Source organism: Agrobacterium sp. 22-221-1 (genome assembly GCF_053522445.1).
In genome coordinates this window covers 272,366-285,742 of the sequence record NZ_JBNWCL010000003.1, presented here as the reverse complement: position 1 = coordinate 285,742, position 13,377 = coordinate 272,366, and the positions used below count along the sequence as shown (strand labels likewise).

The 13,377-nt window shown below is 58.1% G+C and carries 13 protein-coding genes and 1 tRNA gene; 9 read left to right on the top strand and 5 right to left on the bottom strand.

Annotation, left to right across the window (positions count from 1 at the left end; translation table 11 throughout):
* Positions 1-50 precede the first annotated feature (50 nt).
* Entirely contained in the window at positions 51-686 is a 636-nt protein-coding gene (locus ACQZ5N_RS07015; protein ID WP_059755848.1) for a J domain-containing protein, read from the bottom strand.
* A 114-nt stretch (positions 687-800) separates the two neighbouring features.
* On the opposite strand from ACQZ5N_RS07015, the gene ACQZ5N_RS07010 reads away from it, so the two are divergent.
* Positions 801-1,082 (top strand): BolA family protein, encoded by a 282-nt coding sequence (locus ACQZ5N_RS07010; RefSeq protein WP_448732500.1) that lies wholly within the window; start codon positions 801-803, stop codon positions 1,080-1,082.
* Between the two features lie 25 nt (positions 1,083-1,107).
* Here ACQZ5N_RS07010 and aroB read toward each other — a convergent pair whose 3' ends face one another.
* Together aroB and ACQZ5N_RS07000 are read right to left on the bottom strand one after the other, a co-directional pair.
* Positions 1,108-2,241 (bottom strand): 3-dehydroquinate synthase, encoded by a 1,134-nt coding sequence (aroB, locus tag ACQZ5N_RS07005; protein ID WP_448732499.1) that lies wholly within the window; start codon positions 2,239-2,241, stop codon positions 1,108-1,110.
* 5 nt (positions 2,242-2,246) lie between these two features.
* The gene (locus ACQZ5N_RS07000) at positions 2,247-2,828 is read right to left on the bottom strand and encodes a shikimate kinase (RefSeq protein ID WP_035262338.1); all 582 of its coding nucleotides are present in this window, start codon (positions 2,826-2,828) and stop codon (positions 2,247-2,249) included.
* Between the two features lie 188 nt (positions 2,829-3,016).
* On the opposite strand from ACQZ5N_RS07000, the gene ACQZ5N_RS06995 reads away from it, so the two are divergent.
* From ACQZ5N_RS06995 to ACQZ5N_RS06975, 5 genes are all read left to right on the top strand, one after another.
* Positions 3,017-3,190, top strand: coding sequence for a hypothetical protein (locus ACQZ5N_RS06995; protein ID WP_035239639.1), 174 nt, complete (start codon positions 3,017-3,019; stop codon positions 3,188-3,190).
* Complete coding sequence (gene xerD / locus ACQZ5N_RS06990) at positions 3,187-4,182, top strand: site-specific tyrosine recombinase XerD (protein ID WP_448732498.1); 996 nt, start codon at positions 3,187-3,189, stop codon at positions 4,180-4,182. The genes ACQZ5N_RS06995 and xerD overlap by 4 nt, the downstream gene beginning before the upstream one ends.
* A gap of 62 nt (positions 4,183-4,244) precedes the next feature.
* Positions 4,245-5,198, top strand: a complete 954-nt coding sequence (locus tag ACQZ5N_RS06985; protein ID WP_448732497.1) for an acetyl-CoA carboxylase carboxyltransferase subunit alpha — start codon at positions 4,245-4,247, stop codon at positions 5,196-5,198.
* 294 nt (positions 5,199-5,492) lie between these two features.
* Complete coding sequence (locus tag ACQZ5N_RS06980) at positions 5,493-6,791, top strand: L,D-transpeptidase family protein (protein WP_448732496.1); 1,299 nt, start codon at positions 5,493-5,495, stop codon at positions 6,789-6,791.
* On the top strand, positions 6,788-7,024 hold the full coding sequence (locus tag ACQZ5N_RS06975) for a sulfurtransferase TusA family protein (protein ID WP_020811686.1): 237 nt from the start codon (positions 6,788-6,790) through the stop codon (positions 7,022-7,024). Before ACQZ5N_RS06980 ends, ACQZ5N_RS06975 begins: the two co-directional genes overlap by 4 nt.
* Before the next feature lie 220 nt (positions 7,025-7,244).
* Here ACQZ5N_RS06975 and ACQZ5N_RS06970 read toward each other — a convergent pair whose 3' ends face one another.
* Both ACQZ5N_RS06970 and ACQZ5N_RS06965 read right to left on the bottom strand, forming a co-directional pair.
* Positions 7,245-8,387 carry a CobW family GTP-binding protein gene (locus ACQZ5N_RS06970; RefSeq protein ID WP_448732495.1) on the bottom strand — a complete coding sequence of 381 codons (1,143 nt, stop codon included), beginning with the start codon at positions 8,385-8,387 and terminating at the stop codon, positions 7,245-7,247.
* 192 nt (positions 8,388-8,579) lie between these two features.
* Positions 8,580-9,635: a D-alanyl-D-alanine carboxypeptidase family protein gene (locus ACQZ5N_RS06965; RefSeq protein ID WP_052025775.1), complete on the bottom strand. Its 1,056-nt coding sequence runs from the start codon at positions 9,633-9,635 to the stop codon at positions 8,580-8,582.
* Between the two features lie 224 nt (positions 9,636-9,859).
* On the opposite strand from ACQZ5N_RS06965, the gene ACQZ5N_RS06960 reads away from it, so the two are divergent.
* From ACQZ5N_RS06960 to ACQZ5N_RS06950, 3 genes are all read left to right on the top strand, one after another.
* Positions 9,860-11,023 (top strand): M20 aminoacylase family protein, encoded by a 1,164-nt coding sequence (locus ACQZ5N_RS06960; RefSeq protein WP_448732494.1) that lies wholly within the window; start codon positions 9,860-9,862, stop codon positions 11,021-11,023.
* Positions 11,024-11,335: 312 nt separating this feature from the next.
* A tRNA-OTHER gene (locus ACQZ5N_RS06955) sits at positions 11,336-11,432 on the top strand.
* A gap of 806 nt (positions 11,433-12,238) precedes the next feature.
* Positions 12,239-13,348, top strand: coding sequence for a hypothetical protein (locus ACQZ5N_RS06950; RefSeq protein ID WP_448732493.1), 1,110 nt, complete (start codon positions 12,239-12,241; stop codon positions 13,346-13,348).
* Positions 13,349-13,377: the final 29 nt, after the last annotated feature.

The following is a 13,377-nucleotide window of genomic DNA, read 5'->3' as shown; positions in this document are numbered from 1 at the left end:
GGCAGCCACCCGGCCACATCATCAATCAGGCGGTAAACACATAAGTTGGCTTAGCAGAAACCTGACTGCTTTAACAATTGATATGCTTGAACAACAGCCCGAAAACGCTCTTCCGAACCACGATCGCCACCATTAGCATCAGGATGGTGCTTTTTGACAAGCTCCTTGTAGCGCCTTTTTATGTCTTCCTGCTTCGCGGTGGAAGAAAGACCGAGCGTATCGAAGGCTTTTGCCTCCAGCGTCTTCAATTTTCGGTCCTGCTGCATACGGGTGCCGCCTGCCCTTGCGCCGCCCGCAAAACCGCCGGCGAAGCCGAAAGGATCGCGGATACGGGCGTTCCCGCTCGCCGTGCCGGAACGCAGCGTGGAGTGCAGCGGGCTGTCGCGCGCCGTCTTGTTGACGCCCACCGTCCAGGTGGGGCGATGGCCGGTAATCGCTTCCTTCTGGTAACGGGCGATCTCGCTGTCGGACAGGCCGGAAAAATAATTATAGCCCTTGTTGTATTCCTTCACGTGCTCAAAACAGAACAGGAAGAATTGCCCCTCGGCATTGCGGCCGACGGGTGCCCGGTGAATACCCGGTTTGTCGCATCCGTCCCACTGGCAGGTCGGGGCCTGAACCTCAGGTTCCCTCTCCCTTTTCCGGCGCGTGCGGATGCGATCGAAATATTTCGAATCCAGTTTCATGATGCCCTGATTATGGGGTGCGAAAAGCCGCACAACAAGAATTGACAAAGCGGAATGTTGCTGGCTTTTAGGTAGCCCCCTTTAAGACCAGCCAACGAGAATGGAGCCCGTCGCATGTCCCTGCGAGAACGCATAGAAACGAAGCTTCGGGAAAGCTTTTCACCGGAGCGCCTGAGGGTCGTCGATGAAAGCCGGATGCATGCCGGCCACCAGCCGGATATCACCGGCACGGGCGAGACGCATATGCGTGTTCAGATAGTGTCGGAAAGCTTTTCCGGCAAGTCTCGCGTCGAGCGCCACCGGGCGATCAACGCGCTTTTGAAGCCGGAACTCGATGCCGGCCTGCATGCGCTGGCGATAGAGGCGGCAGCGCCCGGGGAAGCGGTGCGGTTCTAGGCACGGCTTCCTTTGTCTCGCGGCCTTAACCCGGATGTTTTTCCGACAGGAAGGACTGCACCTCGGACGCCGCAACATCATCGGCCACGAAGGACTGGCCGATGCCGTGGGTGAGGATGAAGGTGAGCTTGCCGCCCTTGACCTTCTTGTCCTGCGCAATTGCCGTCATCAGCGTTTCGACCGGCGGCAACTCGCCGGGAATATCCTTCATCGTCGTCGGCAGGCCCACCGCCTTCAGATGCGCCTCGACGCGGGCGGCATCGTCCGGGCTTGCGAGGTTGAGGCGGGTGGAGAACTGGTGCGCCAGCACCATGCCGATGGCGACGCCTTCGCCATGCACCAGCCGCTTGCTGTCGTAATTGGTCGCCGCCTCCAGCGCATGGCCGAATGTATGGCCGAGGTTCAGAAGGGCGCGCACGCCGTTTTCCTTCTCGTCGGCCACCACCACCTCCGCCTTGGCCTGGCAGCTCGTTGCAATCGCCTGAATGCGGGCGGGTCCGCCGGTGCGGATTTCATCCCAGTTCTTTTCCAGCCAGAAGAAGAAGTCCGGCTTGTCGATCAGCCCATACTTCACCACTTCGGCATAACCGGCGCGGAATTCACGCGGGCTCAGCGTATCGAGCACCGCCGTATCCGCCAGCACCAGATCGGGCTGGTGGAATACGCCGATGAGGTTCTTGCCATGGCGGCTGTTGATGCCGGTCTTGCCACCGACGGAGGAATCGACCTGCGCCAGAAGCGAAGTCGGTATCTGCACGAAGCGCACGCCCCGGCGCACAATACCGGCCGCAAAACCGGCGAGATCGCCGATCACGCCGCCGCCGAGCGCGATTACCGCATCGTTACGCTCCACCCTTGCTGCCAGAACCGCATCGCAGACGGTGACCAGATGTTCGAAGCTCTTGGTCTTTTCGCCGGCCGGCAGGGTCAGCGAGACGGCCTCGATGCCATCCGTCTGCAGGCCATCCATCAGGCCTTCGAGGTAGAGCGGCGCGACATGTTCATCGGTGATGATGGCCGCGCGCCGGCCCTTCAGCCGCGCCGAAATCTCGCCGCCCGCCCGGCCGATCAGGCCCGGCCCGATCAGAATGTCATAGGCGCGCTCGCCGAGCGGCACATGGACGAGACGTTCATCGGCGTGGATTTCGGAAGGCGTCATGGGGATCAGTCTTTCTGTTCGATGCCGGCTATGGCGGCCAGCACTTCTGTCACGATGATTTCCTTGCGGACATCGCGGGATTCGATGGTCAGATCCGCTTCGGCATAGATCGGGTAACGTTTCTCCATCAGGGCCGCGAGCGTGGCCTTGGGGTTTTCGGTCTTGAGAAGCGGGCGGTGGTCGCGCTTGTTGACCCTCTCCCACAACACCTCGAGATCGGCCTTCAGCCACAGCGAAATACCGCCGCGCGTGATGTGCCGGCGGGTATTGTCGTTGATGAAGGCGCCGCCGCCGGTGGAGATGACCTTGGGGCCGCCGCGCAGCAGCCGCTTGATGACCCGCGTCTCCAGCGCCCGGAATTCTTCCTCGCCATAGGTGGCGAAAAGTTCCGATATCGTCATGCGCGAAACGCGCTCGATTTCGACATCCGTATCGATGAACGGCACCCTGAGCTGCTGGGCGACCATGCGGCCCACCGCCGACTTTCCAGCCCCCATCAGCCCGACGAAGACGATGTTGCGCCGTCCGAGCTTTGCCCGCGCTTGCTCCCCGAGTGTGGCCGGGACGGATAAATTCGTTTCATTCATAGATTTGAAAGCCCGTTTGGCATGGATATCTGCAAATGTTTACGAAGCGTCAAGCCAAATTGCTGACTGAATTGCGGTGAATCACAATCATCGCCGCATGCGGCACGGGGCGGAGCGGGCATTTTGATCTTGTCGCCGCTTTCGCCGCACCGCATATACATTTCGACCGCCACCTTCACGGAGCCGCCATGCCCACCCTCTTCCGCTTCACGATGATACTGGCGACCATCGCGGGGCTGATCTATGGCGGCATGGTGCTGCTCGTCATGGTCGTCAAACCGCGCGACCGCGAAGTGACGGTTCGCATTCCTTCCGAGCGACTGAACCCGCCGTCGACCGAACCGGCAAGGCGCACCCCATGAGCGGACAGCCGACGGCAGGACGCGACGGCGCGCGGCTCGAAAGTTTTCTGGAAATGATGAGCGCCGAACGCGGGGCAGCCACCAACACGCTTTCTTCCTATGAGCGCGATCTTTCCGATCTGCGCGAATTTCTCGGTCAGCGCGGCCAGTCCCTGACGCAGGCGCAGACGCCTGACCTTTCCGCCTATCTGACCCATCTTTCCGCTCAGGGTTTTGCCGCAACCTCACAGGCGCGACGTCTCTCCACCATGCGGCAATTCTATCGTTTTCTCTATTCGGAAGGGCTGCGCGGCGACGACCCCACCGGCATCATCGACGCTCCCAGAAAAGGTCTCGCTTTACCGAAAACGATGAGCGTCGCCGATGTGAACAGGCTTCTTAGCCTCGCGGCGCAGGAAGCCGCCACATCCGGTCCCGGCCAGATGGCGCGCATCCGCATGCATCTGCTGCTCGAACTGCTTTATGCCACCGGCATGCGTGTCAGCGAACTCGTCTCGCTGCCGGTCAAGGTGCTGCGTCAGGAAGGCCGCTTCCTGATGATACGCGGCAAGGGCAACAAGGACCGCATGGTTCTTCTTTCCCGCGCCGCCATCGAGGCGATGGAAAAATACGAGGCTGCCAGAAAGGCGCTTGCGTCGGAGAAAAGCAAGGTGGCCGCTTCGCAGAAAAAACCGGAGACGCCGGAGAGCCAGTGGCTGTTTCCTTCCAACAGCAAGGAAGGCCACCTGCCCCGCCAGGTCTTTGCCCGCGACCTCAAGGACATCGCCATCCGTGCGGGCCTGACCCCGTCTGCGATATCGCCGCATGTGCTGCGCCACGCCTTTGCCAGCCACCTTCTGCAGAACGGCGCGGATTTGCGCGCGGTACAGGAACTGCTCGGCCATTCCGACATTTCCACGACACAAATCTATACACATGTGCTGGAAGAACGCTTGCAAGAGCTGGTACAAACACATCACCCCCTTGCCAAACAGGGCAAAAACCTTGATTAGAGCGACCGGAACCGCCGGATAATCCGGTCAAACCTTGCGCAAAACGATCGGAAACGGATCTCATGCACAATTATCTCGACTTCGAAAAACCTATCTCGGACCTTGAGGGCAAGATCATCGAGCTGAAGAAGCTTGCCGATGAAGACGAGAGCATAGACACCTCGGAGGAGATCAACCGTCTGGAATCGCGGGTCAACGACGCGATGCAGGACATCTATTCCAAGCTGAACGCCTGGCAGAAAACGCAGGTCGCGCGCCATCCGCAGCGTCCGCATTTCGTCGATTACGCCAAGGCGCTGTTCACCGATTTCACGCCGCTGGCCGGTGACCGCAAATTTGCCGAAGACGCCGCCATTCAGGCAGGCCTCGGCCGCTTCAACGGTCAGCCCGTCGCCATCATCGGCCAGGAAAAGGGCAACGACACCAAAAGCCGCCTGAAGCATAATTTCGGCAGCCCGCGGCCGGAAGGTTACCGCAAGGCGATCCGCGTGCTGGAACTGGCCGACCGTTTTTCGCTGCCGGTGATCACCCTCATCGATACGGCAGGCGCCTATCCCGGCGTCGGCGCGGAAGAACGCGGCCAGGCCGAAGCCATCGCCCGCTCGACGGAAATGTGCCTCAACGTGAAGGTGCCGATCGTCTCCGTCGTCATCGGCGAAGGCGGCTCGGGCGGCGCAATCGCGATCGCCACCGGCAACCGCGTCTATATGCTCGAACATGCGATCTATTCGGTAATCTCGCCGGAAGGTGCCGCCTCCATTCTCTGGCGCGATTCGACCCGCGCCAAGGAAGCCGCAACCAACATGAAGATCACCTCGGAAGACCTGAAATCGCTCGGCGTCATCGACGGAATCATTCCCGAGCCGATCGGCGGCGCGCATCGCGCCCCGGAAACCGTCATCAATGCAACCGGTGACGTCATCGCCAAGGCTCTGGCCGATCTTTCCCAGCGTTCCGGCACACAATTGCGCGCCGAACGCCGCCAGAAATTTCTGGATATCGGCCGGAACCTTTAGAGCATTTCCAGTAAAAGTGCGCAGCGGTTTTACGTCCGGAAAATGCGTCAAAAGAAAGAGTCAGATTGTTTTGGCGGTTTGAAGAAAAGCCGAAACAATCTGACTCCGGCCTTATTTTCCTTGAATGTCGCCCCAACTCGGCCATAGTCCGGTCACATCAACAGATGTATCGGCGGCCGCGGGGCGGATCCGATTTGAGTTAAGAAGATGTAAACGGTTAATACCGTATTTAAAATACACACGGGACGGTGTAGAACTGCCGCCGCTTCGTGCCATCGTCTTTCGGATCAGATCATGCGTTTGACACATTTTGCACTTCTTGCCTGCACCGCGCTCGTTCTTGCCGGCTGCAACGATACGCTCGAAACCGTTGAGCGCGACGTCTCCCACGTCAAGAACAAGGTCGATTACCCGCTGTCTCCGTCCATTCTGGCCGAGATCGACAAAAGGGGCATGGACCGCACCTCGCCGATCATGATCCGCATCTTCAAGGAAGAAGGTGCCTTGGAAATCTGGAAAGCCAGGCGCGACAACCGTTTCGAGAAGATCGCCGGCTACGAGATTTGCGCATGGTCCGGCAAACTCGGCCCGAAGGTGAAGGAAGGCGACCGGCAGGCGCCGGAAGGTTTCTACAACCTGACGCCCGCGCATCTCAATCCGAACTCGAAATATTATCTCGCCATCAATACCGGCTTCCCGAACCGCTACGATGCCGCCAATGGCCGCAACGGCACCAATCTGATGATCCATGGCGCCTGCTCGTCCTCCGGCTGTTATTCGATGACGGATGCGCAGATTCTTGAAATCTACGGTTTTGCCCGTGACGCCTTCAAGGGCGGCCAGAAGACCGTGCAGCTGCAGGCCTTCCCGTTCCGCATGACGGCGGAAAACATGGCCCGCCATCGCCAGAGCGAACATCTCGAATTCTGGAAGATGCTGAAGGTCGGTTACGACAATTTCGAAGTGACCAAGCGCCCGCCGGAAGTGAATGTCTGCGAGAAGAAATATGTCTTCAACCAGCAGACCGAAGGCGGCAGCTTCAACGCCTCCGCCCAATGCCCGGCCATGAGCACCCCGCCGGCGCTCGTCAGCGCGCTTTCGAGCTACGAGAAGACCTACGATCTCGCCTATGAAAAGGCGATGAAGAAATATGACGGCATGGCCTGGTACGATCCGAGCGAAGCCGAGCGCAAGGCGCTCGTCGCCGAAAAGCGCAAGGGCCGCGAGCCCGCCTATGCCCCGACCGGCTCGGCGCTGAAGGCCGGCAAGCTTATGAAGGAAACGGAATATGCCGCGCTGATGGAGAAGAAGGCGCAGCAGGTGACGTCGTCCTCTCCGGCGACGACCGCAACCGCTTCTTCCTTACGCGGCCCGCGCCCTTCGGCTGTCCAGCCCGCCACGGCACCGCAATCGAACCCGGCCCCCGCGACACCGACGATGGTTGCCTCGGCTGCCCCCGCAGCAGCCGGCCAGACCGGAGCTGCCGCCCAGAGCATCCCGGTTCCGGCCATGAACCCGCTTGCCTATTCCGCAGCGCCTGCTCCGGAAGCGCCGGAAAAGAAGCCGTTCTGGAAATTCTGGGCCAAGGAATGAGCGACACGGCTGAGATCGTCTATGATTTGAGGGGGCTTAAATGCCCCCTTCCGGTTTTGAGAAGCCGCAAGAAACTCGCAACCCTCAAGGCAGGCGATATTCTGACCGTCGAGACGACCGATCCACTGGCGGTGATCGATATTACCCATATGTGTAATGAGGATGGGCATAGGCTGGTGGAAACCACTGCGCTGGATAAGGGGCATCGGTTTCGGATCGTGAAGGGCGGGTAACCGACGTCCAACGCTGACGCTCCGGGCTTACCCCCCTCTGCCCTGCCGGGCATCTCCCCCTCAAGGGGGGAGATCGGCAAGAAGCTCTCCCATCACTTCATTCTCAAATGTCGAGACGGCCGAAACCTCGCCTCGATTCGATCTCCCCCCTTGAGGGGGAGATGCCCGGCAGGGCAGAGGGGGGTAACCCCACCCGCCGATTTAAACACCGTCGCGCGATCTAAAACCGCAACCCCGAAACCGCCAGCGGATTATCCGTCATCGCCTGCCTGTCCGGCCGGTCGATGCCCGGTGCGCTTGTGAAGGCCGCGAAGAGGTCCTGCACGAAAGCCTCCGGCAAATCCTTCGTAATCAGCACCATGCGCGTGCGCTGATCAGCCGGGTCCGGCCACGCCGCGAGACGCTCCGGCGTGTGGAAAATATTCTGCACCCCATGCAACACCAGCGGTCGGCCCGGATTATCGGACAGCTTGACGATGGCCTTCATGCGCAGGAGCTTTTCACCATGTGCCGAGCGCAGCAGATCCACGAACATGTCGATCGCCATCGGGCTGACCGGCTGATCGTGAATGATCGAGAAGGAACGGATAGACGCATCGTGCCGGTTCACATCGTGATGATGGTGATGGTCGTCGTGATCGCCATGATGGTGGTGGTGGCCATGGTCATGATCGTGATCGTGGTGATCGTGTGCCGCCTCCTCGCCCAGCCAGCGGCCGACATCGGCGTTCTTGCTGCCGGCATCGTAAAGGCCGTTGTCGAGAAGCCCCGCAGCACTCCAATCGGTTTTGTCGCCATCCTCGATGGTCGCACGCGGATTGAGCGCCTGAAGACGGGCTGTCAGCGTGGAAATCGTAGCGGCATCGGCAAGCGCGCGCTTGGTCATCACCAGGCGGTCAGCCACGGCGGCCTGTTTCACCGCCTCCTGGTGATTGTCGAGCGTGGAAAGGCCGTTCACGGCATCCACCACCGTAATCATGCCGTTCAGCACGAAATTCTGCGCGATGACCGGGTTGCCCATGACCGACTGCATGACGGGGGCGGGATCGGCAAGGCCCGTGGTCTCGATCACTACCCGTTTTACCGGCTTCAGCTTGCCTGTCTGGATGCCGTCCATCAGTTCCGCCAGCGTATCCACCAGCTCGCCGCGCACCGTGCAGCACAGGCAGCCCTCCGCCAGCTCGATGATGCCCTCACCCGCGCTTTCGACGAGCATGTGATCGATGCTGACATCGCCGAATTCATTGATGATGATCGCCGCATCGCTCATCGCCGGATCCTTGAGAAGCCGGTTGAGCAGCGTCGATTTTCCGGCGCCGAGAAATCCGGTGATGATGGAAACCGGGATGCGATCGCGAGACATGACTTGCCTGTGTGTTGATGGCCGCTCCGGCAGGTCACTGGACGACACGAAACCCGGAGCCGCATGGAGCTAAAAGAAATCGCCCGCGCCTGGAAGCCGCGAGCGACACTGTAATATCATAACATCATCGACCTGCGAATACACAAACCGCATTGCAACCGCGAGGCTCTCCCTCGAGGCAGTCACCGATCATCAGAATGTCGGACGCGGGATCGGGATCGGCACGTTCGCGAGTTCGCCCTTGCCGGCTCCCTTGGTCGCATTCACCGCCACCGTTTCGCTGCCGGGAATGAGACCGGCGAAGGAATATTCCGGCGGGCGGGTCATTTCCTGCACATAGGGCGAATGGATGACCATGCGGCCAGCCTCGTCGCGGCTTTCGCTGCGCACCTTGGCGGCCTTCGGGTTGCAGATTTCAGCGCTGACATCGTTCACATCGCCGGTATCGCCATAGGGCGCCAGCGCGGCGAGCGAAACGCCTTGGCCCGAAGGCGCCGTCAGCCCCATCTGCAACAGATCGGCCGACTGGTCGGTGCGCCCCGCGAGGCTGTCCGCGCCCAGCACGACCGTGATGACCGAGCGGCCATTGCGCACGGCCGACGACACCTGGTTGAAGCCGGAGGCACAGATGAAGCCGGTCTTCATGCCATCCGCGCCATCGAAACGGCCGACCAGCATGTTGAAATTGGCGTAGTTCTTCTTGCCGGTGCTGACGCCTTCCAGCGAGAAATAATGGGCATATTCCGGAAACTCGCGCTTGATGATCAGCGCCAGCAGCGCCAGATCCCGGGCGGTCGTATATTGTCCCTTGCCGGGCAGGCCATTGGCGTTGATGTAACGGGTGGAGCTCATGCCCAGCCGCTGCGCCTGCGCATTCATCTGCGCCACGAAATTGTCGCTGGTGCCGCCGATGGTCTCGGCGATCGCCACGGCGATGTCATTGGCGGATTTGATGAGCAGCAGCTTCAAAGCGCTATCCATCGTCAGCTTCTGGCCGGGCTTGAAATACATTTTCGAGGCCGGCTGATCGGCGGCCTTCTTGCTCATCACCACTTCCGTCTGCGGGCTGATCTTGCCGGCCTTCATCTGCGAAAAGGCGATATAGGCGGTCATCAGCTTGGTGAGCGAAGCGGGATACCACTTGCGGAAGGCTTCCTGATGGGAAATCACCTTGCCGGTTTTGACATCGACCACCATTTTCGGATTGGCGTTTGCCACGGGTGCTGCGGCAACGAGGCCTGCGGTCATGATGGCAACGGCTGCGGAGAGCCGTCTGGCGGCGTTTGGCGATTTAAATATCTGTGGCAAGGCTTGTCCTCGAATTCCCGTCTTCGGTCGGGGAATGGCAATATTCACCATATATGTCCTAGCAATGGCAAAGTACATTGATTACGTCAATTATGCGGCGCACTATCCACCACGGAGGATAGGATTTTACGACACGCCGCACCGATGAACCCAGGAATGAACGAATGCCGATTTTGAACAGAGCCGCCGAACTCCAGCAGGAAGTCAGCGAATGGCGGCGTCACCTGCATGAAAATCCCGAGATTTTGTATGATGTCGACAACACCGCAGCCTTCGTTGCGGAGAAGCTGAAATCTTTCGGCGTTGACGAAATCGTGACCGGTCTCGGCCGCACGGGTGTGGTCGGCATCATCAGGGGCAATCTTCCGGGTAACCGCACCATCGGCTTTCGCGCGGATATGGACGCTCTCCCAATTTTTGAGGAAACCGGCAAGCCCTGGGCCTCCAAAACCGCGGGCGCCATGCATGCCTGCGGCCATGACGGCCACACGGCCATGCTGCTTGGCGCTGCCAGATATCTCACCGAGACCCGCAATTTCGCCGGCTCCATCGCCGTCATCTTCCAGCCGGCGGAAGAAGGGGGTGCCGGCGCGCTCGCCATGGTCGAAGACGGCCTGATGGAGCGTTTCGGCATTAACGAGGTCTATGGCATGCACAACATGCCGGGCATTCCGCTTGGCGCCTTCGCCATCCGCAAGGGCGGCATCATGGCGGCACCGGACAAGTTCTCCATCACCGTCAAGGGCCGTGGCGGCCACGCGGCGCAGCCGCACCGCACCGTCGACCCGATCACCATCGGCGCGCAGATCGTCGGCAATCTGCAGATGATCGCCTCGCGCAATGCCGACCCCATCCGCTCGGTGGTCGTCTCCGTCACCCGCTTTCAGGCCGGTTCCAGCCACAACATCATCCCCAACGAGGCATTGATCGCCGGCACGGTGCGCAGCCTGGATGAAACGGTGCGCGATCTGGCGCAGGATCGCATCAAGCAGATGGCTGAAGGTATTGCCCTTGCCAACGGCGCGGAAGCGGAAGTCGTCTATGAGCGTTATTGTCCGGTGACCTTCAACCACGCCGCCGAGACCGACCACGCCATCCGTGTTGCCCGCGATGTGGCAGGCGAACCGAATGTCGACCCCGATGTCGATCCTTCCATGGCGGGAGAGGATTTCTCCTTCATGCTGAAGGAAAGACCGGGCTGCTTCATCTTCATCGGCAACGGCGATTCGGCCGGGCTTCACAATCCCGGTTATGATTTTAACGACGACGCCATCGCTTACGGCATTTCCTATTGGGTGAAACTGGCCGAACAGCGCCTGACGAGCTGATTGCCGGCCAACGCGAAGAAAGCCGAGGAAGAGATCGACCGCGATGAAGAACGCGGTTGATCCGCAGGCATCGTCAGGTTAAAGAGCAATTCAGTGTCCACGTAGCTCAGCAGGATAGAGCACAGGATTCCTAAGACAAATTGGGGGTTGCGCCCGGAAACGACGCAATCGATCTGCTCAAAGTCGGGGAAAGCTTCGCTGGTCTTCCAGCATGCCAATCCCGAGCCAAGCTCCGGAGAAATCCGGTGAAGGTGTAGAGACTGGATGGGCAGCACCTAAAGGCCGCAAGGCCCATGGTGAAGGGACAGTCCAGACCACGAACGTCTTGCCGGCAAACGGCGGGACGGCGGCGAAAGCCGAAGCGGTATGAATCCTGGGGTCGGAGGTTCGAATCCTCTCGTGGACGCCAAAAAATCCTATGAAAATTCCCCTAATCGCTTGTAATTAAAGGGATTTTTCTGATAACAAGAGAGGCGACAAACCCTCACCGTGTGGCCCACTACGACTATTGATTTTGTTATTAAACCCGCCGCGAACCCCTCACCTTTTGTCCTTGTGAAAATCGATTTAGGATGCACAAGCGAATGTCGGAGGGCTGGAGACAACCTGATTGCAAATCCCATTGCACTTTCAATCTAATTCATGTGCGTGAAGTTGCGCCACGTATAAAACGAAAATCTCAAACGCTCGATGTTTCCAAGTGTGCCAGCATCAAATTGTAAGATGAAATCCACAGAATATGCCTGCTGTGGATGATGAATAGGAAGGGCCTAAAACAAAAATTGGAATTCAACGGGTTGACTGATCGGTTAGCCACTACTTTTCACGATGTGTTCCACAAAGCTTGGCTAACCATTTTAGAGAGGTGAAGCGCAGGCTACGCCCTACCGAGAAGCGCACCGGTTAACCCTCAGCCACACGTTTCGGCGTCGTCGCGGATTCCTAGTATCAATCAAGATTTCGTAGGCTCGAATCCATCCTGCGTCCCTTCTTGCGCCTAGAGATATACACGGGAACACACTACTTGCGCACGGCCAATCTCGTTTTCCACTTCAGCGAACCTGTCGGAAAAATGAACGAGGATTGACCGAAGATAATTTTTCTTCTTTAAGTTGAGTGCCAGATGTGCAAGCCTTTGCAATCAAGCTGATATCCTTAATTATTATTTCAGCACTTCGTGAAATTTAAGTTGCATTGGTAATCATGGGGATGGAAATGCGCCGTAAGACGATCATTGATGGGTTGCAAAAAATAACTACAGACATTCAGAATTCAGGCGTAGTTGACCTGATGCAGGGAATAATACAAAGAGCGGAAAAGAAGGACAGTGCGTTAAATATACTTCCAGTTTTCCAATCTCTATTATTGTCTTATCATACCTATTCTGAAGACGAGCGGCACCTAGTCAATTTGTTGGAAATCAGCCGTGTGTACACCGTTGATTTCTGGACCCCATTTCTTGAGAAAACAACCGACAATAATTTCCCTACGCACCTCTACCCAATGTATGGTGCTTTGCAAAGCGCACTCGTAATCTCAGGGCGTTTTGTTAACATTCTGAAAAATGATCGTGTTGAAATCGTTTTAGCCAACGATCCCAAGGCGCCTCAGATACTGAGGGACAAAGATCTTCTTACACTTATACTGCCAGAGACAAATGACCAGTTCTCGTCCCCAGCAAGAGTGGCTTTTGCAATCGAAGCAGTTGATCTGCTGTATAAGGCCTATGCGCAAATGTTTGGGTTGGAAACTGGTGACCTGGTGATATTGTCGTGCGATTCAGGAAGCGACAAGTCTTTTGACTTCACTGGTCTTCCTCAGGTAATCCAATCGGTCAAGGACACGGTATTCGGCATTTGGGATCGTATAGTTTTCCATAGCCACTCCCAGCAACATGCCAATCTGAAACTCATCGCAGAGTCGTTACCTGTATACGAGAAGATCGGCCAGATGGTGGACAGCAAGTCAATGTCGCCTGAGCAAGGTGAAATTCTGCGGCGACAGGTGATAGCGGCAGCCACCAAATTCATTGAAGCTGGCGCAACCATTCCTGAACTGGACTCACGAGCACTGAATTCTCCTCGTGAACTAATGGCGCCGGAACGGAAGCTTCTTGCTGGCCCCTCACAACAAGCTTCACCTGCCAATACCTCTGACACGGCGCCGCGGCCCCGTTCGGAAGAGCAAGCAAACGAGTCATATTTACTTAAAAGGATTGAGGAGCTCGAGGCAGAAATTCAAAAAAAATCTTCAGCGCCCAAGCCTGCCAAGCGGAAATTAACCGCAAAGACGATTAGAAAGCCAACGACTACCAGCAAAAATTGATCATAAAATTCGATTTCCCCATGCGGACG